Origin of the sequence: Flavobacterium jejuense, assembly GCF_006491595.2 — a bacterium.
GTDB classification, from domain to species: Bacteria; Bacteroidota; Bacteroidia; order Flavobacteriales; family Flavobacteriaceae; genus Flavobacterium; species Flavobacterium jejuense.
Map to the genome: position 1 here is coordinate 1 of NZ_VEVQ02000002.1, position 18871 is coordinate 18871.

Here is an 18871-nt window from a genome sequence, read left to right on the forward strand (position 1 = left end):
CCGAACAGAGAAGTTAAGCCCGACTGCGCAGATGGTACTGCAGTTATGTGGGAGAGTATGTCGTCGCCTTTCTTTTAAAACCCTCATCATTTTTGATGAGGGTTTTTTGTTATTTGTAATTATACATGATTACTTATAAGTATATCTAATTTTGTATGTGCTATAAAAGATTTGTTTTAATTTATTTTTAGATATCTAAATTTAATAAATAACTCTAATGCATGTCTTTTTATTTATATATAAAAATGCTTTTGCGGAACATATAAGGTATTTGGAATAATAAAATTTTATATATAGAAAAATGTAAGTATTATGTTTGATAAATATTTTTTTTAATTATTATGATGTTTTTTTGTTGTAAGAAAGATGTTAAAAATAGGACATTTAAGTAAATCTTAATAAAATATTTTAATTATGTAGATTCTTGTTTTTGTTATCTTTTTTCTTTTATATTTGTTTTATGCAGTATTTTATAGATGTTATTTTGCCTTTAGCTGTTAAAAAAACTTTTACTTATGAGGTTTCAGAAGCTGAATTTAAATATATAATTAATGGGATGAGAATTGCTGTTCCATTTGGTAAAAGTAAAGTTTATACTTCACTGGTTGTTAATAAGCATACTGTATCTCCTTTGCTTTATAAGCCAAAAGAAATTGACTGCATTTTGGATAATGAAGCTATAGTTAATTCTAATCAATTAAAGCATTGGAATTGGATATCAGATTATTATATGTGTTCTTTAGGTGAAGTTTTTAGAAGTGCTTTACCTTCAGGTTATATGTTAGAAAGTGAAACTATAATTTCTGAAAAGAAAAATTTAAAACTTGACACTTCAGAGTTTAAGGATGATGAATATTTAATTTATGAAGCTTTAAAATCTCAATCTTCAATTACAGTAAAAGATATCATAAAGATATTAGGGAAAAAGACTGTTTTTCCTGTAATTAATGGCTTGTTAGCTAAGGGGATTTTAGTTTTACAAGAGGAAATCAAAGAGGTTTATAAGCCTAAATTGGTTAGATATGTAAAAATGCAAGATGAGTTTTTTAATAAGGAGAGATTTCAAGACTTGTTGAGTATTATTTCTAAAGCAAAGAAACAACACCAAATGGTATTGTCTTTTTTTCAACTATATGCTTCTGAAAATAAAGTTGTTACAGTTAAACAATTATTGGAATTTACTAATTCTACTTCTTCTGTTTTGAAAGCTCTGATTGATAAAGGTGTGTTTGAAGAATATTATTTAAATGAAGATAGAGTAATTTTTGAAAAGGATAATGATGTTTCTTTTATCTTAAGTTCTGTTCAAGAAAAAGCTTTAAATGAGATTAAGAGTATTAAAGATAAGTTTGATGTTACTCTATTGCATGGTGTAACTGCTTCAGGTAAAACGGAAGTTTATATAAAGTTAATTGAAGATTTTTTATTAATTGGTAAACAGGTTTTATTTCTTTTGCCAGAAATAGCTTTAACAACTCAATTGGTTCAACGGTTAACCTCTTATTTTGGGAATCAAATTTCGGTTTACCATTCAAAATATACTAATAATGAGCGAATAGAGGTTTGGAATAATGTTTTGGATCAATCTGAAAAGGCTAAAATAGTTATTGGTGTTAGAAATGCTTTATTTTTGCCTTTTTCTAACTTGGGATTAATAATTATAGATGAAGAGCACGAGCAAACATTTAAACAGCAAGATCCAGCACCTAGATATCATGCTAGAGACGCTGCTATTGTTTTAGCTAAACAACATAATGCTAAAGTTTTGTTAGGTAGTGCAACACCTAGTTTAGAATCCTATTATAATGTCGCAATTGGAAAATATGGTTTAGTTGAATTAAAGGAACGTTATGGTAATGTTCTTTTGCCAGAAATAAAATTAGTTGATATTAAGGATAAATATTTTAGAAAAAAAATGCAAGGACATTTTTCTGATGAATTACTTGAATCAATGAATGAGGCTTTAAAGCTTGGAGAGCAAATAATTCTATTTCAAAATAGAAGAGGTTTTTCTCCATTTGTAGAATGTATTACATGTGGTCATGTACCTCATTGTCCAAATTGTGATGTTAGTTTAACTTATTATAAGTTTAAAAACCAACTGAGATGTCATTATTGTAGTTATTCTATGGCTAATCCAACTCATTGTCATCAATGTCAATCTACTGAATTGTCTACTAAAGGGTTTGGTACAGAACAAATAGAAATGGAATTAAAAGCTTTATTTCCTGATAAATCTATTGGAAGAATGGATCAAGATACAACAAGAGGTAAATATGGTTATGAGAAAATTATAGATGCTTTTAAAAATCAGGAATATGATGTTTTAATTGGTACTCAAATGCTAGCCAAAGGGTTACATTTTGATAATGTAACGCTTGTGGGAATATTAAATGCAGATAACTTATTAAATCAGCCTCATTTTAGAGCATATGAAAGGGCTTTTCAAATGATGACTCAGGTTGCAGGAAGAGCAGGTAGAAAACAAAAGAAGGGAACTGTGATTATTCAAACTTATAATCCTTATCATAATACCATTCAGCAGGTAGTTACTAATGATTATAAAGCGATGTATCGTGAGCAAATATATGATAGACAAAACTTTAAATATCCTCCGTTTTTCAGGCTTATAAAACTTACTTTAAAACACAGGGATTTTGAGAAATTAAAAGAAGGATCTTTATGGTTGTATAATGTACTAGTTCAGCAACTGCAAATTCCTGTACTTGGTCCTGAGGAACCTGTAATCAGTAGGATTAGAAATGAGTATATAAGAAATATAATTATAAAGATTCCTTGTGATAATCATTTGGGTAAAACAAAAAAAACTATCGAAAAGGTGATAGTTAGTTTTGATTCTATTGCACAATATAGAGCAATTAAAGTAGTAATAAATGTTGATAATTATTAGATGGCTTCAATTGCTTTGCTTATAACATCTTTTTTATTTCTACTTATTGGTATTTTTTGACCATCAATTTCTGCAAATTTACTGTTGAATTTTTCAACTCTATCTAAATTTACTATGTATGATTTATGAACTCTTATGAATTTTCCTTGAGGTAATTCATTTTCAAATGATTTCATTGTGGATAATACTAAATGGCTTTCTTCGTCCGTTACTACTTTTATGTAGTCGCCATAAGCTTCAATCCATTTAATTTTGTGTGTAAATACTTTTAATTTCTTTAAATTACTTTTAATAATAATAGCTTCTCCTAGCTCTTCGTGTGATTCATTTCTTAATTGATGAAGTTCAATAGCTTTTTTTACTGCTTTTAGAAAACGATCTTTTGAAATAGGTTTTTGGAGGAAATCAGTAGCTTCATAATCAAAAGCCTTAACTGCATAATCAGCTTTAGAAGTAATAAAGATAATTTGTGGTTTTACTTTTAAGCCATCTAATAAATCAAAACCACTAATTAGCGGCATTTCAATATCTAGAAAAATTAAATCAACATCATTATTATTGAGGGAATTTTTAGTTTCTAATGCATTAGCAAAATCCCCAACTAAATGTAAATTAGTTGATTCATTAACTAGTTTTGTTATTGTCATCCTTTGTATCGCACTATCATCGACCACTATACAATTCAACTTCATATATCTAAATTTAAAGTTAAAAGTATACTAAAAAAATTAATAGAACAAATAAAAACGTAAATATTATGCAATTAATCGCAGATGTATTGTTATTTGAAATAATTTTTCTATTTTTGCACCCAATTTAAACAAAATTAATATTTATTATTATGAATCATTATGAAGCTGTTTTCATCTTGAATCCCGTTTTGTCTGAACAACAGATAAAGGAAACAGTAAGCAAATTTGAAGATTTTCTTACTTCTAAAGGGGCTGAGATGGTATCAAAAGAGGATTGGGGCTTAAAAAAATTAGCTTACGAAATTCAACACAAAAAAAGTGGGTTTTATCACTTATTTGAATTTAAAGCACCAGGAGAAATTATTGCAGGTTTTGAAACTGAATTCCGCCGTGATGAAAGAATTATGCGTTTCTTAACTGTTTCTTTAGATAAGCATGCAATTTCTTGGGCTGAAAGAAGAAGAGTAAAATTAAAATCTAAATCTAACTAATCATGTCAACTTTAGAACAATCTGCAAAAGGTAAAAAAGAAGGGGATATCAGATATCTTACTCCTTTAAATATAGAAACTAACAAACAAAAGAAATACTGTCGTTTCAAAAAATCAGGTATTAAATATATCGATTATAAAGATGCAGATTTCTTGTTGAAATTCGTAAACGAGCAAGGTAAAATTTTACCAAGACGTTTAACAGGAACTTCATTAAAGTATCAAAGAAAAGTGTCTGTAGCTGTTAAAAGAGCACGTCACTTAGCTTTAATGCCATATGTAGCGGATTTATTAAAATAATTTATAAATAAAGTTGTTGGTTTTCATATCATTGAAACCTAACTTCTATTAAAAGGACAACAACATGGAACTTATCTTAAAACAAGACGTTCAAAATTTAGGATTTAAAGATGATGTAGTAACTGTGAAAAACGGATACGGTCGTAATTATTTAATTCCTCAAGGATTTGCTACATTAGCCACTCCATCAGCAAAAAAAGTTTTAGCTGAAAACTTAAAACAGAAAGCGCATAAAGAGCAAAAATTAGTAGATGATGCTAACAGAATTGCAGAATCTTTAAAAGCTCTTGAAATTAAAATTAGTGCAAAAGCTGGTGGTGATAAATTGTTTGGATCAATTACGAGCATAAACATTGCTGAAGCATTACAAACTAATGGTCATTCAATTGATAAAAAATTCATTACTAGTGGTATTGTTAAGCGTGTAGGTAAATATTCTGCAAGTATAAGGCTTCATAGAAATGTAATTGTTGAATTACCATATGAGATTATTGCAGAAAAAGCATAATTTATAAAGAAAAATATTTATTAGCCCTTCATAATTGGAGGGCTTTTTTTTTATATTTACGCCATGAAGTATGTTAGACTTACCAAAGAGCAATTAGAAGAACTTCATCCGGAGTTTATTACTTTTTTAGCAACACAATCAATTGATAAAAAAGAATGGGATGATATAAAAAATAATAAACCAGAAATAGCAGAACAAGAGATAGATGTCTTCTCGGATATGATATGGGATAGAGCAATTTCTAATGTAAACTATATAGATCATTTTTCTAAAAATTATATTTTTTTGTTTAAATGTGTTGAAAATGCTATTTATTCTTATGTAATTAATAGTAATATTGATAACATAGATTTTCTTACTGTCGATGGAATTAATTGGCTAAGCGATAATATTTTTTCAGATGATATTGAAATAAAAAAAGGGAAAAAGGATATTTCAGAAGATAGAAATGGTTCTTTATTTTCAATTATCAAACAGGGTGGAATTATAAGTAAAGGAGAATTATTCACTAAATTAGATTATCTTTTAAATCAATAGTTTTATGGACATTTTGAATACGCTTCAATCTTTAAGAAACGAATTAAATCAACATAATTATAATTATTATGTATTAGACAAACCAACCATTTCAGATTTTGAATTTGATACCAAGTTGAAACAGCTTCAAGATTTAGAAATGAAACATCCAGAATTTTTTGATGAAAACTCTCCTACAGTTCGAGTAGGAGGAGCTGTTACTAAAAATTTTGAGACCATACAACATGAATATAGAATGTATTCTTTAGATAATTCTTATTCGAAAGATGATTTATTGGACTGGGAAAAGCGTTGTCAAAAAATATTAGGAGATGTTTCCTTAGAATTTACTTGTGAGTTAAAATATGATGGTGCTTCTATTAGTATTTTGTATGAAAACGGAAGTTTAAAAAGAGCAGTCACACGAGGTGATGGTTTTCAAGGAGACGACGTGACTAATAATATTAAAACTATAAAATCTGTTCCTATAAGGTTAAAAGGGGATTATCCTGATAAATTTGAGATTAGAGGTGAAATTATCCTTCCTTTTGCTGGATTTGAAAAAATGAATCAAGATTTAATTGAAATTGGGGAAACTCCTTATTCAAATCCTAGAAATACTGCTTCTGGAAGTTTGAAGTTGCAAAATAGTGCAGAAGTAGCAAAACGACCATTAGATTGTTTGTTATATACTTTAGTTGGGAATAATTTGCCTATTTCATCTCAATTTCAAGGTTTACAAAAAGCTAGAGAATGGGGTTTTAAAGTGCCAAATGAATCTAAGTTGGTAAAAAGTATTGAGGAAGTTTTTGAATTTATTAACTATTGGGATATTCATCGTCATGATTTGCCTTATGAAACTGATGGCGTAGTAGTTAAAGTAAATCAAGTTCAGTATCAAGAAGAATTGGGTTATACTTCGAAATCACCTCGCTGGGCTATGGCTTATAAGTTTAAGGCAGAACAAGTAGTCACAACTTTAAATTCAATATCTTATCAAGTAGGTAGAACAGGTGCAATTACTCCAGTGGCTAATTTAGAACCAGTACAGTTGGCAGGAACAATTGTAAAGAGAGCATCTTTGCATAATGCAGATCAAATTGAAAAACTTGACATAAGAATAGGTGATACTGTTTTTGTTGAAAAAGGAGGAGAGATTATTCCAAAGATTATTGGTGTAAATCTTGACGAAAGAAGACCAGATAGTCAACCTACACAATACATAACGCATTGTCCAGAATGTAACACGGAATTAATTCGAATTGAAGGTGAGGCGAATCACTATTGTCCAAATTTTTATGGTTGTCCACCACAAATAATAGGTAGAATTCAGCATTATATCTCTAGAAAAGCTATGGATATTGATGGTTTAGGAGGTGAAACAGTTACATTATTATATAATGCAGGATTAGTTTCTAACTATGCTGATTTATATGAACTTAAAAAGGAACAGGTAATTCCTTTAGAGAGAATGGCTGAAAAGTCAGCTGAAAATTTGATAAATGGAATAGAGAAATCTAAAAAAATTCCATTTGAAAGTGTTTTGTATGCCTTAGGAATTAGATATGTTGGTGAAACAGTTGCTAAAAAATTAGCTAAGCATTATAAAAATATTGATGCAATAGCCTCAGCAACTATTATGGATTTAATTTTAGTAGATGAAATTGGTGATAAGATAGCGCAAAGTGTCATTCAGTTTTTTGAAAATAATTCTAATGTTGAAATTATCGATAGACTGAAACGGTATGGAGTTCAATTTGAAATAAATGAAGCGAATAGTACAACAGTTTCAGATGTGCTTAAAGGTAGTATTTTTGTTGTATCTGGTGTGTTTGAAACTTATTCTAGAGATGATTTAAAAAAAGCTATTGAAAATAATGGAGGAAAGGTAGGTAGTTCCATTTCTTCTAAAACGAATTATGTTATAGCAGGATCTAATATGGGACCTGCTAAATTAGATAAAGCAAATCAATTAAAAATACCAATTCTTGATGAATATGAATTTAATAAAATGATTGATGCCTAAATTAAATGCTTCATTATTATTGTATGTTATTGCAGGAGTTATATATGTTATATCATCATGTATGTATAATGAATTTCTAACTTTAATAACAAAGCCAGTAATTATTCCATCAATTGTGTTTTATTATTTTACACAAATAAGGAGAAGGAGTGATGATTTATTTGTCTTGTCGCTTGTTTTGTTTTTTTTTGGAGATATTTTGTATCTGATTAATGTTGAAGATTATTATTTTTTTGGACTTTTTTTATTTCTTATACCTTATTTAATTATAATTCATTTTATTTATAAAGACTTTAAGTTATTGCTTCAGGTTAGGCAAATTAAAAAAATAGATGCTTCATTAATTATTGTTTTCCTAACAATGATTTATTTAGTTTATAGTTTACTGAATTTGATTGAATATAATTCTTATAAAGAGTTTGTTTATATTTTAATTTTTAGTTTAGAGCTAATTTTAATGTCAATTTTAACTGCTTTTGTTTTTTTTTATTCTACATACAGAAAAAATGCTTATCTAGCTTTTACAGTTCTGTCTTTTATTTTATCAGATGTTTTTTTTATGTTAGATAAACAATTTGGTTTAGTGGTTTTTAAACTTGTTAATACATTGGCACAAACCATTTCATATTATTTTTATGTAATGTATTTTTTAGAGAGAAGTTCATTAAGAAGGAGGTATCTTAAATAAAATTTAGCCTAAAATAATGTTTCTGGTGGTGTTATCGTATTTTGTGTCATCAGATAAATAAAAATCAATTCTACCTAAATTAATTCCAAAACAGCCTACTTGATTGATTAATACTTCTTTTCCTTCTAAGTTTTTTTCTAAAACTGGTTTGTCTAAAAAAGTATGGGTATGTCCACCAATAATTAAATCAATATCTTTCGTCTGTTGAGCAAGAGTTATATCACAAACCCTTTCTGGTTCATTTCTATATTTAAACCCAATGTGAGACAAGCAAATAACCAAATCACATTTTTTATCTTCTTTTAATGTTCTTGTAATGCTTTTTGCTACTTCAATAGGATTGTTGTAAATAGTTTCTTTATATAGTTTTTTATCTACTAATCCATCTAGTTCAACACCTAAACCAAAAACTCCAATTTTAATTCCATCTCTATTTATAATTTTATATGGTTTAACAATTCCATCTAAAATGGTGTTTTTAAAATCGTAATTAGCAGAAACAAAGTCAAAATTTGCATGACCCAATTGGGCGTGAAAACCATCTATTCCATTATCAAAATCATGATTTCCCATTGTTGCCAAATCATATTGCATCATGCTCATTAATTTGAATTCTAATTCACCTCCATAATAATTAAAGTAAGGTGTTCCTTGAAAAATATCACCTGCATCTAAAAGAATCACACTTTTTTCTTCTTTTCTAATTTGATCAATGATGGAAGCTCTTCTAGCAGCTCCTCCCATATTTGGGTTTCTTGGATGATCAGCAGGAAAAGGATCTATATGGCTGTGAACGTCGTTTGTATGTAAAATGGTGATTTTTTTTGTTTCTAATGTTGAAAAGCTGCTCAAGGACATTCCTCCTAAAGATAATAAAGCTGAACTTGCAACTGTTTTTTGTAAAAAATCTCTTCTTTCCATAATGTTTAACTTTATTTTATTATTACTCTTTCAGTAGTTATATTAGGTAGTGTGTCTATTTTTTTAAAATAATCTATAAATAAATTTCTTAACTTATAATCTAGGTCAAACTTAATTTTGCTATCTCTAAAGAAATTCATGTTATCTCCTCCATTTGCTAAATAATCTGTTGTAGCTACATAGTATGTTTTTGAATCTTCAATGTGTTTGTTGTTTACTAATATATCTATAACATTGGTTTCGCTAGAATCTGTATAAATTGTAAGCCCAGCTAATGGATGTGGTTTTTTTTCTTTTAAGAAATAGGCAGCTAGAGTTCTAACTTCGTCTGCAGATAAACCAACAATCATTACGCTGTTTTCAAATGGCATAATTTCAAAAGCTGTTCTAGAGGTTATGTTGCCTTCTGGAATGATAGATCTAATACCTCCATGATTTAAAAGACAAAAATCTATTTCTTTATTTTCTCTTTTCTTAAAAATTGGATTGCTTAACGCAATTGTGGTTTCAGCAAATAAGTTACCAATATTCGTTTGCCATTTCCCTTTACTTTTTTCCTGAGTGACGGGATTGAATGCTAAAATGCTATCTAGATCATTATTTATGTGTTTTCTATAAGGAGCAATAAAATTTTCAATATTTGAATCACTAATATATTGTTCATTTATATTAATTCTTTTTCCATCTACTTCATAAATATTGTTCTTATGAGTTTTACAAGATAATAGAGTTAGGAATGTTAATAATATAACAAAATAACTAGTATTTACTCTTTTCTTTTTTACATTTACCATCCTTTAAATAGGTTTAAATATTTATTTTTGTCAAACACGTAAAATTACTATGTTTTCTAGAATTATAAAGGACTTTTTCCTAAAAAAAAATATTAATAAAAAGTTAACAAAAATAACTGAAGCTTCTAATGATAAAATAAAAACAATTGGAATAATTATAGATTCAACCTATTTCTTTGATGCTGAGAAACTATTAACTGAGATAAAATCAAAAAAAAATGATTTTAATGAAATAAAAGTATTGTTTTTTAATGATAAAGTAGGTCATAAAGATAGTTTATCTCAATTGAGTTTTTCTTTAAGAGATATCAGTTTGTTTGGAAAAATAAAAGTGGTAGAAGTTCAGGATTTTATTGCATATCCATTTGATTTGTTGGTTAATTTTTATAATGAAGACAAACCTGCATTATCTTACGTTTCGTTATTTTCAAAATCAAAATTTAAGGTAGGTTTTACCGATATGAATATTTGTATTGGCAATCACTTATTAATAAAATCAAATGTTAAAGAATATAAAAACTTTGTTTCGGAATTGTTTAAATATTTAAAAATACTTAATAAAATATAGAATGAAAAAATTTGTTGGTACTGGTGTTGCACTGGTTACTCCATTTAAAAAAGATTTCTCTGTTGATGTTGATGGTTTAAAAAGAGTAGTGAATTATGTAATAGAAGAAGGAGTTGAATATTTAGTAGTATTAGGAACTACAGCTGAGACTGCTACTTTAACTCAAGAGGAGAAAGAGTTAATAATAGCTACAGTAATTGAAGCAAATGCAGATAGATTACCATTAGTACTAGGTGTTGGAGGAAATAATACAATGAAAGTTGTGGAAGAATTGAAAACTAGAGATTTTTCAAAATTTGACGCAATTCTTTCTGTTTCACCTTATTATAATAAACCAACACAAGAAGGTATTTATCAGCATTTTAAGGCAATTGCAGAAACATCTCCTATTCCTGTTATCTTATATAATGTGCCAGGAAGAACGGCTAGTAATGTCCTTCCAGCAACTGCTATTAGATTAGCAACAGATTTTAAAAACATAATAGCTATAAAAGAAGCTGCAGGAGATATTGTACAAGCTATGCGATTAATTCAAAATAAACCAGAAGAATTCTTAGTGATATCAGGAGATGATATGATAACTTTACCAATGGTTTTAGCTGGAGGTTCAGGGGTTATTTCTGTTATAGGTCAAGGATTTCCAAAAGAATTCTCTGAAATGGTTCGATTGGGTTTAAAAGGAAACATAAATGAAGCTTATCGGTTACATTATCAGTTAATGGATGCTGTAGATATGATTTTTGAACAAGGTAACCCTGCAGGAATAAAAGAAGTATTTAAAGCTAGAGATTTAGTCGAAAATACTGTGAGATTGCCACTGGTAAATGTGGATAGTAATTTAGCAGGTAGACTGCATAATTTTACAATAAAAAATAGCTAAAAAAGATTTCCATAGTATATAAATAATGTCTAAATTTGCAGTTGCTTTTTTAGGTGACTAAATTATGAATTTAAAAAAGTAAAAAAATAAATCAATGAATAAAATTATTAGTGTTCTCCTTATTATAATTTCACTTTCATCGTGTAGTGAATACCAAAAAGCTTTGAAAAGTGAAGATTTAGCATTGAAAAACAAAGTAGCTAATGAAATGTATGATAAAGGGAAGTATACAAAAGCTATAAGGATTTATGAACAAATAGTTCCTGCTTACAGAGGAAAACCTAATGCAGAGCGATTATTTTATATGTTTTCAAAATCATATTATAATACAAAACAATATTATTTAGCAGGTTATCAATTCGAAAGTTTTGCTTCAAATTATCCAAAAAGTGAAAAAAGGGAAGAGGCTGCTTTTTTATCAGCGGAGTGCTTTTATAGATTGTCTCCTAGATATAGTTTAGATCAAACTGATACTGAAAAGGCATTAACTAAATTACAAAAGTTTATAGATACTTATCCAGATTCAGAATATTTGACAAAGGCAAATGAATATGTTAAAGAATTAAGAGAGAAGTTAGAAAAAAAAGCATTTGAAATTGCTAAGCAATATTATACGATTTCAGATCATAGATTAGAGTATAATGCAGCATTGACAGCATTAGATAATTTTATTTCTGATTATCCAGGAACACCATTTAAAGAAGAAGCTTTATTCTTAAAGTTTAGTACAGCTTATAAATTAGCAATGAATAGTGTTCAATATAAAAAAGAAGATCGTTTAAATTTTGCTAAAACAACTTATAATAGTTTTACCAAATTTAAGTCAGATTCAGAATTTAAAGATAAAGCTGACCAAATGTTAGCTACAATTGATAAAGAATTACAACAATTTTCTAAATAAGTTAAATCATGGATTTAAAAAAAACGACTGCTCCAGTAAATACAATTACATATAATAAAAGTGTAATTGAAGAGCCAACAGGTAATATATATGAAGCCATTACAATTATGGCTAAGAGAGCTGGTCAAATTAATTCTGAAATTAAGAAAGAATTAATTGAAAAATTAGAAGAATTTGCAACTTATAATGACAGTTTAGAAGAAATCTTCGAAAACAAAGAACAAATTGAAGTTTCAAAATTTTATGAAAAATTACCTAAGCCTCATGCTTTAGCAGTTCAAGAATGGTTAGAAGAAAAAATTTATCATAGAGAAGCAAAGTAATACATGAATATGTCTGTATTAAGTGGTAAAAAAATCTTACTAGGTGTTTCTGGTGGAATTGCTGCTTATAAAACGGCACATTTAGTTAGACTTTTTATAAAGGCAGGTGCTCAAGTACAAGTAGTTATGACACCTGCTTCTAAAGATTTTGTTACACCCTTAACATTATCTACTCTTTCAAAGAATCCTGTTTATTCTTCTTTTTTTGATGAAGATCAAGAAAATGGTGTTTGGAATAATCATGTAGAACTAGCTCTTTGGGCAGATTACATGATTATTGCTCCTGCAACTGCTAATACGCTTTCCAAAATGGCTAACGGCAATTGCGATAATTTATTAATAGCTGCATATTTATCTTCTAAATGTCCTGTTTATTTTGCTCCAGCAATGGATCTTGACATGTATAAACACCCTTCTACTTTAGATAGTTTTCATAAATTGAAACAATTTGGTAATACTATTATTCCTGCAGAAAGTGGTGAATTAGCCAGTGGATTGTCTGGTGAAGGTAGAATGGCAGAGCCTGAAAATATTATTGCTTTTTTAGAGAACGACATTTCTTCTAAATTACCTCTAAGAGGAAAACATATCTTAATAACAGCAGGTCCTACTTATGAAGCTATTGATCCCGTTCGGTTTATAGGAAATCATTCTTCAGGTAAAATGGGATTTGATATAGCTAAAATAGCTGCTCAAAATGGTGCAAAAGTAATTTTGGTAACAGGTCCAACTCATCTTTTTGTTGATAATGCTTTAATTACTTTAGTTCGTGTTAAATCGGCTCAAGAAATGTATGATGCTTGTTTTTCTTATTTTGATATAGTTGATGTAACAATTGCAGCTGCAGCCGTTGCAGATTATAGACCAAAAAAGGTAGCGCAACAGAAAATAAAGAAGGATGATACTACGTTTATAATAGAGTTAGAGAAAACAAAAGATATTTTAGCTTCTTTAGGGAAAGTGAAAAAAAATCAGTTTTTAGTAGGTTTTGCATTAGAAACAGAGAATGAAATTGAACATGCAAAATTGAAAATTCAGAAAAAAAACTTAGATTTGATAGTTTTAAATTCATTAAATGATAAAGGTGCAGGTTTTGGACATGATACTAATAAAGTAACTTTTATAGATAAGAACTTTAGTATTCAACCTATGGATTTAAAAAGTAAAGAGGAAGTAGCACAAGATATTATTAATAAAATTATTCAACATTATGCGTAACTGGTTAACTATTTTTATTATCGTATTTTCATTTCAAATGAATAGTGCGCAAGAGCTAAATGCAACTGTGTCAGTTAATGCTGATAGAATGACCGACGTTAATCCACAAATATTTAAAAACTTAGAGAAACAAGTTACTGAGTTTTTAAATAACACAAAATGGACAAATAGGGAATACAAACTAAAAGAAAAAATAGCCTGTAATTTTTTTATTAATGTATCTGAATTTAATTCTAATAATATAGTTGCTACATTACAAATTCAATCATCAAGAATCGTATTTAATTCTACATATAGCTCTCCTATTTTAAATTTAAATGATAAAGATTTTTCATTTCGATTTATTGAATTTGAGCAGTTAATTTATGATCAAAATACTTTTAATTCCAATTTAACCTCTGTTTTAGCTTTTTATGTTAATATTATTTTAGGTGTTGATATGGATACTTATAGTGATTTAGGAGGAACAAAGTATTTAGAAATTGCTTCAAACATAATGAATGTTTCTCAATCTAGCGGTTACAAAGGATGGGAGCAATCTGAAGGAAACAATAATAATCGTTATTTTTTAATTTCTGATTTATTATCAAACACTTATGTTTCTTATAGAAAGTCACTTAATCAATATCACTTTAATGGTTTGGATTTAATGGCTGATGATTTAAAGAAAGGAAAGGAAGGAGTTTCAAATTCTATCGAAACATTAGCTCAAATACAAAAATCAAGACCTAATGCTTTACTTACTAGAACTTTTTTTGATGCAAAAACAGATGAAATAGTTCAAATATTTTCAGGCGGACCACAAACAAATAATAGTAACTTATTAGAAAATCTAAATAGAATTTCTCCTTTGAATTCTATGAAGTGGAATAAAATAAGATAATTTCTTAAACCTTTTACAGCAAATATATTATGCTTTTATCACTTTCGATAAAAAATTACGCATTGATAGAGTCGTTAGAAATAGATTTTTCTAATCAGTTTTCTATTATAACTGGAGAAACAGGTGCTGGTAAGTCTATATTACTAGGTGCTCTTGGTCTTGTTTTAGGTAATAGAGCTGATCTAACAGCTTTAAAAGATAAAAGCCAGAAATGTGTTATTGAAGCTATTTTTTCTTTATCTAATTATAATTTAGAAGATTTTTTTTCCAAAAATGATTTAGATTATGAAAAGCAAACTATTATTAGAAGAGAAATTTTACCTTCAGGTAAATCTAGGGCTTTTATTAATGATAGTCCAGTTAATTTAAGTGAACTACAACAATTAGGTGTTTTTCTTATTGATATACATTCTCAACATAAAACTAGAGAATTGTTGAATGAAGACTATCAATTTAAAATTATAGATGCAGTTGCTAAAAATGAGAAACGAATTTCTAGTTACAGAAAAGGATTAGAAGTTTTAAATAAATCTAAAAAAGAGTTAACTAAGTTAATTGCAGAAAAGGAATCACTTTCTAAAGAGCAAGAATATAATAACTTTTTATTAGAGGAATTATTAGCGGCTAAATTAAAAGAAGGGGAACAACTCGAATTAGAAACAGAACTAGATCAGTTAAGTAATGTTGAGTTTATTAAAGAGAATTTAGACAAAGTTTTAAGCGTGGCCAATGAAGAACAGTTAGGAACATTAATAACTTTGAGTGAAATAAAACAATCTTTACAAAAGATTGCAGGTTTTTCAAAAGAATATACCGATTTTCATGACCGCATTTCAAGTGTCACTATTGAATTACAAGATATTATTAACGAATGTTTTTCTAATGCTGAAAAAATAATTAATGATCCAGAACGATTAGAGTATGTTTCAGCAAAGTTGCAAACTATTTATACTTTACAAAAAAAACATCATGTAAATTCTGTTGAAGAATTGTTAGTTATTCAAAATGATTTAGATGGGAAGTTACTTCGTTTTGACGATTTAGATGCTGAAATAATAAAGAAACAAAAAGAACAGGACGAAATTATCGAAAAAGTAAATCAGGTTGCTACTTTGATTACTAATGCTAGATTAGAAGCAATTCCTGTTTTGTCCAAACAAATAGAAAGTATTTTATTCCAGTTAGGAATGGCAGATGCAAAAATAGTTTTTGATTTGCAACCAACTGAAAATTTCACAAAATTTGGTAAAGACACTATTAATTTATTGTTTTCAGCTAATAAAGGAATGGAAATTGGAGCGATAAAAAAAATGGCTTCAGGTGGAGAAATGTCAAGAATAATGTTAGCGATAAAAGCCGTTTTAGCCAATTATTCTAAATTACCTTCTATTATTTTTGATGAAATAGATACTGGTGTTTCTGGAGAAATAGCTATAAAAATGGGAGAAATTATGAAAGAGATGAGTAAAAACATGCAGGTTTTTGCCATTACTCATTTACCTCAAATAGCAGCTAAAGGAAATCAACATTACAAAGTGTTTAAGTATAATGTTGATAACGATACACTTTCTGAATTGAAATTACTTAAAGAAGAACAACGAATTATAGAAATTGCCGAGATGTTGTCAGGGAAAAATATTTCAGATTCGGCTATAAACCATGCTAAAGAGCTATTAAATTAGAAAGCAATAGTGCTCTTATAGTTAGTTTATTAGAATCAAAAACCTTGTTTTTGGTCTTCATATTACTAAAAATATGCAGAGTAATTCCAAGAGAGTTTATGATAAAATGACTATTTTTGAAAAGTTAAATTCAACAAATAAAATTAAGATGATAATAGAACCTAGAATGAGAGGATTCATTTGTTTAACATCTCACCCAGTAGGATGTGAACAGAATGTAAAAAATCAGATAGCATATATTAAATCAAAAGGAGAAATAGATGGTCCTAAGCGTGTTTTAGTGATAGGAGCTTCAACTGGTTTTGGTTTAGCATCAAGAATTACAAGTGCTTTTGGGTCAAATGCTTCTACAATAGGAGTGTTTTTCGAAAAACCGCCATCCGAAGGGAAAACCGCTTCACCTGGTTGGTATAATTCAGCTGCTTTTGAAAAAGAAGCTAGTAAAGCAGGTTTGTATGCGAAAAGCATTAATGGAGATGCTTTTTCTAATGAAGTAAAGCAACAAACGATAGATATGATTAAGTCTGATTTAGGTCAGATTGATTTGATAATTTACAGTTTAGCTTCACCTGTAAGAATGCATCCAGAAACTGGAGTGTTACATCGCTCTACTTTAAAGCCAATAGGAGATAAGTTCACTAATAAAACTGTAGATTTTCATACAGGAAAGGTAAGTGAAGTTTCAATTGAACCTGCTAATGAGGAAGATATTGAAAATACAGTTGTGGTTATGGGTGGTGAAGATTGGTCAATGTGGATTGATGCTTTAAAAGAAGCAGATGCTCTAGCGGATGGAGTAACTACACTTGCCTATTCTTATATAGGACCTGAAGTTACCGAAGCAGTTTATAGAAAAGGAACAATTGGAAGAGCTAAAGATCACTTAGAAGCAACTGCTTTTGAAATAACTGATAAACTAAAAGATATTAACGGAAAAGGGTATGTTTCTGTAAACAAAGCTTTGGTTACTCAAGCAAGTTCTGCAATTCCTGTTATTCCTCTATACATTTCTTTATTGTATAAAATAATGAAAGCTGAAGGAATTCATGAGGGTTGTATTGAACAAATTCAACGTTTATATGCAGATAGATTATACAATGGAAAATCTATTCCAACAGATGATAAAGGAAGGATTCGTATTGATGATTGGGAAATGAGAGATGATGTTCAAGAGCGAATTGCTAAATTATGGGAAGAATCAACAACAGAAACATTAGTTAAATTAGGTGATTTAGCAGGTTATAAACAAGACTTTTTGAATTTATTTGGTTTTGGATTTGATGGAGTTGACTACTTAGCAGATGTAGACGAAATGGTTCAAGTACCAAGTATAAACTAATTAAAATAAAAAACAAAAAGGAAAAGTTGCAAAATTTACTCTTGCAGCTTTTCCTTTTTTAATTCTTTTTTTGACAAATCATCAATTTTTGCACGCTTTGAGTGTGTTAGATTATGAATTTCGTAAAAAATATTTTTTTGTCAAATTTCATGAAATATTTTTTTTAAAATTACGTTACTATACCCTTATATATACATTTTTTAAAATGAATGTTGATTAAAAATTTAAAAAACAGATAGTTATACTAAAAAAATTGGAAACTATTTAAAATATGATTTTATTAAAAATAAATAAAAACATCATTTATTTTTAGAGTTAGTTATTTCTAAAATTAATTTTCATTACAAACAAACAAACGATAATGAAAACAAAAATCCCGATTTTAAATCGGGATTTTCTGTTTTTATATTTCAACTAGTTGTTTCTATTTTTACTTTTACTTTTTAAATTTATTTAATCTATTAAAATAGTTAAAAATTCCAATTGCAGAAACAAGCGTCCAAGAAGCTTCAAGAATAATAAAGGGTAAATAGTTTAATAAAACAGAAGCTAAACAAGCTAAACCAGCTCCAATAAAATTTAAAAGTAAATAAGTTACGCTTTCTTTTTTTAATATGTTTCGAAGATTAAGAAAGTAAGCAATTAATAATATGGTTACTCCAATAAATCCTATCCAATCGGTTTGTGTCATGATCTCTTATTGTTTTATTCTTTAATCTTCTTCAATTCGGACAATCTTCTTTTATATCTATCAAAAATATAATCAGGATTCCAATTCTCATCTTCAGTTTTTCCGTGACCTAATGATATTAAGGTAAGTAATTCTCCGTTTTTTGTATAATATTCACAATTCCATGACATTTGATTGAAATGATTTTTTGGAACATAATTTTCAGTTTCTTTGACATACATAAGCGAACCCTTTTTCTCAAAATAAATTTCTTCAAAATAGATTTCTTTTTCATAAGATTGAATTTTTAAAATACGATTCCCATTTTTTAATTGGCAAATGCTCCAAAATTCTTTCTTATTGTTAATATCTGTTACAGCATTTACATTAAAACTACATTTTGAAGCATTCTGATGAAAATCTAAATTTATAACTGATCTAATCTTTTCTTCTTTTTCTTTTTGAGTTTGTGCATTAGAACTAAAAAATGCTAGAAAGAATAGTAAAGTAGAAAGTAAGTATTTCATGATAATATAAAATTATAAAGTGTATGAAATTGGT

20 protein-coding genes and 1 rRNA gene are annotated in these 18871 nt (G+C 28.2%); 16 read left to right on the plus strand and 5 right to left on the minus strand.

What is annotated here, in order from left to right:
- Both rrf and priA read left to right on the plus strand, forming a co-directional pair.
- Positions 1-72, plus strand: a 5S ribosomal RNA gene (gene rrf / locus FIA58_RS21865); the annotation flags it as partial.
- 388 nt (positions 73-460) lie between these two features.
- The gene (gene priA / locus FIA58_RS02735) at positions 461-2911 is read left to right on the plus strand and encodes a replication restart helicase PriA (protein WP_140959815.1); all 2451 of its coding nucleotides are present in this window, start codon (positions 461-463) and stop codon (positions 2909-2911) included.
- Here the strand turns inward: priA and FIA58_RS02740 are convergent.
- Positions 2908-3603, minus strand: a complete 696-nt coding sequence (locus FIA58_RS02740; protein ID WP_140959817.1) for a LytR/AlgR family response regulator transcription factor — start codon at positions 3601-3603, stop codon at positions 2908-2910. The genes priA and FIA58_RS02740 overlap by 4 nt on opposite strands.
- A 149-nt stretch (positions 3604-3752) precedes the next feature.
- Between FIA58_RS02740 and rpsF the strand changes: the two genes are divergently transcribed.
- From rpsF to FIA58_RS02770, 6 genes are all read left to right on the plus strand, one after another.
- A complete protein-coding gene (gene rpsF / locus FIA58_RS02745) occupies positions 3753-4094 on the plus strand; it encodes a 30S ribosomal protein S6 (RefSeq protein WP_140959819.1) in 342 nt (113 codons plus the stop codon).
- A gap of 2 nt (positions 4095-4096) precedes the next feature.
- The gene (gene rpsR, locus FIA58_RS02750) at positions 4097-4393 is read left to right on the plus strand and encodes a 30S ribosomal protein S18 (RefSeq protein ID WP_045971798.1); all 297 of its coding nucleotides are present in this window, start codon (positions 4097-4099) and stop codon (positions 4391-4393) included.
- Positions 4394-4457: 64 nt separating this feature from the next.
- A complete protein-coding gene (rplI, locus tag FIA58_RS02755) occupies positions 4458-4901 on the plus strand; it encodes a 50S ribosomal protein L9 (RefSeq protein WP_140959821.1) in 444 nt (147 codons plus the stop codon).
- A gap of 63 nt (positions 4902-4964) precedes the next feature.
- Entirely contained in the window at positions 4965-5438 is a 474-nt protein-coding gene (locus tag FIA58_RS02760) for a DUF6495 family protein (RefSeq protein ID WP_140959823.1), read from the plus strand.
- A gap of 4 nt (positions 5439-5442) precedes the next feature.
- Positions 5443-7443 (plus strand): NAD-dependent DNA ligase LigA, encoded by a 2001-nt coding sequence (gene ligA / locus FIA58_RS02765; protein WP_140959825.1) that lies wholly within the window; start codon positions 5443-5445, stop codon positions 7441-7443.
- Positions 7436-8131 (plus strand): hypothetical protein, encoded by a 696-nt coding sequence (locus FIA58_RS02770; protein ID WP_140959827.1) that lies wholly within the window; start codon positions 7436-7438, stop codon positions 8129-8131. Before ligA ends, FIA58_RS02770 begins: the two co-directional genes overlap by 8 nt.
- Before the next feature lie 3 nt (positions 8132-8134).
- Here FIA58_RS02770 and FIA58_RS02775 read toward each other — a convergent pair whose 3' ends face one another.
- Both FIA58_RS02775 and FIA58_RS02780 read right to left on the minus strand, forming a co-directional pair.
- Positions 8135-9052 (minus strand): bifunctional metallophosphatase/5'-nucleotidase, encoded by a 918-nt coding sequence (locus FIA58_RS02775; RefSeq protein WP_140959829.1) that lies wholly within the window; start codon positions 9050-9052, stop codon positions 8135-8137.
- Between the two features lie 11 nt (positions 9053-9063).
- Positions 9064-9846 carry a 5'-nucleotidase C-terminal domain-containing protein gene (locus FIA58_RS02780; protein WP_140959831.1) on the minus strand — a complete coding sequence of 261 codons (783 nt, stop codon included), beginning with the start codon at positions 9844-9846 and terminating at the stop codon, positions 9064-9066.
- Between the two features lie 49 nt (positions 9847-9895).
- Here FIA58_RS02780 and FIA58_RS02785 point away from each other — a divergent pair, with 49 nt between their 5' ends.
- The 8 genes from FIA58_RS02785 to fabV all read left to right on the plus strand — a co-directional run bounded on the left by FIA58_RS02785 (position 9896) and on the right by fabV (position 17640).
- A complete protein-coding gene (locus FIA58_RS02785; protein ID WP_140959833.1) occupies positions 9896-10414 on the plus strand; it encodes a DUF6913 domain-containing protein in 519 nt (172 codons plus the stop codon).
- A gap of 1 nt (position 10415) precedes the next feature.
- Positions 10416-11294, plus strand: coding sequence for a 4-hydroxy-tetrahydrodipicolinate synthase (gene dapA / locus FIA58_RS02790; protein ID WP_140959835.1), 879 nt, complete (start codon positions 10416-10418; stop codon positions 11292-11294).
- Between the two features lie 94 nt (positions 11295-11388).
- Positions 11389-12195 (plus strand): outer membrane protein assembly factor BamD, encoded by an 807-nt coding sequence (locus tag FIA58_RS02795; RefSeq protein ID WP_140959837.1) that lies wholly within the window; start codon positions 11389-11391, stop codon positions 12193-12195.
- A gap of 8 nt (positions 12196-12203) precedes the next feature.
- Positions 12204-12518, plus strand: a complete 315-nt coding sequence (locus tag FIA58_RS02800; protein WP_140959839.1) for a DNA-directed RNA polymerase subunit omega — start codon at positions 12204-12206, stop codon at positions 12516-12518.
- Between the two features lie 9 nt (positions 12519-12527).
- Positions 12528-13736 carry a bifunctional phosphopantothenoylcysteine decarboxylase/phosphopantothenate--cysteine ligase CoaBC gene (gene coaBC, locus FIA58_RS02805; RefSeq protein WP_140959841.1) on the plus strand — a complete coding sequence of 403 codons (1209 nt, stop codon included), beginning with the start codon at positions 12528-12530 and terminating at the stop codon, positions 13734-13736.
- Complete coding sequence (gene porD / locus FIA58_RS02810) at positions 13729-14619, plus strand: type IX secretion system protein PorD (protein WP_140959843.1); 891 nt, start codon at positions 13729-13731, stop codon at positions 14617-14619. The genes coaBC and porD overlap by 8 nt, the downstream gene beginning before the upstream one ends.
- 29 nt (positions 14620-14648) lie before the next feature.
- On the plus strand, positions 14649-16301 hold the full coding sequence (gene recN, locus FIA58_RS02815; RefSeq protein WP_140959846.1) for a DNA repair protein RecN: 1653 nt from the start codon (positions 14649-14651) through the stop codon (positions 16299-16301).
- Between the two features lie 148 nt (positions 16302-16449).
- Positions 16450-17640, plus strand: a complete 1191-nt coding sequence (fabV, locus tag FIA58_RS02820; RefSeq protein WP_140959848.1) for an enoyl-ACP reductase FabV — start codon at positions 16450-16452, stop codon at positions 17638-17640.
- 436 nt (positions 17641-18076) lie between these two features.
- On the opposite strand, the gene FIA58_RS02825 is transcribed toward fabV, so the two are convergent.
- Positions 18077-18331, minus strand: a complete 255-nt coding sequence (locus tag FIA58_RS02825) for a CBU_0592 family membrane protein (protein WP_140959850.1) — start codon at positions 18329-18331, stop codon at positions 18077-18079.
- Between the two features lie 14 nt (positions 18332-18345).
- Positions 18346-18837, minus strand: coding sequence for a hypothetical protein (locus tag FIA58_RS02830; RefSeq protein WP_140959852.1), 492 nt, complete (start codon positions 18835-18837; stop codon positions 18346-18348).
- Positions 18838-18871: the final 34 nt, after the last annotated feature.

What these genes read in the sequence shown, in the direction of transcription:
- rpsR (WP_045971798.1), top strand. Translation starts at nt 4,097, where the DNA reads ATGTCAACTTTAGAACAATCTGCAAAAGGTAAAAAAGAAGGGGATATC.
- FIA58_RS02785 (WP_140959833.1), top strand. Translation starts at nt 9,896, where the DNA reads ATGTTTTCTAGAATTATAAAGGACTTTTTCCTAAAAAAAAATATTAAT.
- dapA (WP_140959835.1), top strand. Translation starts at nt 10,416, where the DNA reads ATGAAAAAATTTGTTGGTACTGGTGTTGCACTGGTTACTCCATTTAAA.
- FIA58_RS02795 (WP_140959837.1), top strand. Translation starts at nt 11,389, where the DNA reads ATGAATAAAATTATTAGTGTTCTCCTTATTATAATTTCACTTTCATCG.
- FIA58_RS02830 (WP_140959852.1), bottom strand. Translation starts at nt 18,837, where the DNA reads ATGAAATACTTACTTTCTACTTTACTATTCTTTCTAGCATTTTTTAGT.
- FIA58_RS02825 (WP_140959850.1), bottom strand. Translation starts at nt 18,331, where the DNA reads ATGACACAAACCGATTGGATAGGATTTATTGGAGTAACCATATTATTA.
- coaBC (WP_140959841.1), top strand. Translation starts at nt 12,528, where the DNA reads ATGTCTGTATTAAGTGGTAAAAAAATCTTACTAGGTGTTTCTGGTGGA.
- rpsF (WP_140959819.1), top strand. Translation starts at nt 3,753, where the DNA reads ATGAATCATTATGAAGCTGTTTTCATCTTGAATCCCGTTTTGTCTGAA.
- porD (WP_140959843.1), top strand. Translation starts at nt 13,729, where the DNA reads ATGCGTAACTGGTTAACTATTTTTATTATCGTATTTTCATTTCAAATG.
- priA (WP_140959815.1), top strand. Translation starts at nt 461, where the DNA reads ATGCAGTATTTTATAGATGTTATTTTGCCTTTAGCTGTTAAAAAAACT.
- FIA58_RS02770 (WP_140959827.1), top strand. Translation starts at nt 7,436, where the DNA reads ATGCCTAAATTAAATGCTTCATTATTATTGTATGTTATTGCAGGAGTT.
- FIA58_RS02780 (WP_140959831.1), bottom strand. Translation starts at nt 9,846, where the DNA reads ATGGTAAATGTAAAAAAGAAAAGAGTAAATACTAGTTATTTTGTTATA.
- recN (WP_140959846.1), top strand. Translation starts at nt 14,649, where the DNA reads ATGCTTTTATCACTTTCGATAAAAAATTACGCATTGATAGAGTCGTTA.
- FIA58_RS02775 (WP_140959829.1), bottom strand. Translation starts at nt 9,052, where the DNA reads ATGGAAAGAAGAGATTTTTTACAAAAAACAGTTGCAAGTTCAGCTTTA.
- FIA58_RS02740 (WP_140959817.1), bottom strand. Translation starts at nt 3,603, where the DNA reads ATGAAGTTGAATTGTATAGTGGTCGATGATAGTGCGATACAAAGGATG.
- FIA58_RS02760 (WP_140959823.1), top strand. Translation starts at nt 4,965, where the DNA reads ATGAAGTATGTTAGACTTACCAAAGAGCAATTAGAAGAACTTCATCCG.
- fabV (WP_140959848.1), top strand. Translation starts at nt 16,450, where the DNA reads ATGATAATAGAACCTAGAATGAGAGGATTCATTTGTTTAACATCTCAC.
- ligA (WP_140959825.1), top strand. Translation starts at nt 5,443, where the DNA reads ATGGACATTTTGAATACGCTTCAATCTTTAAGAAACGAATTAAATCAA.
- rplI (WP_140959821.1), top strand. Translation starts at nt 4,458, where the DNA reads ATGGAACTTATCTTAAAACAAGACGTTCAAAATTTAGGATTTAAAGAT.
- FIA58_RS02800 (WP_140959839.1), top strand. Translation starts at nt 12,204, where the DNA reads ATGGATTTAAAAAAAACGACTGCTCCAGTAAATACAATTACATATAAT.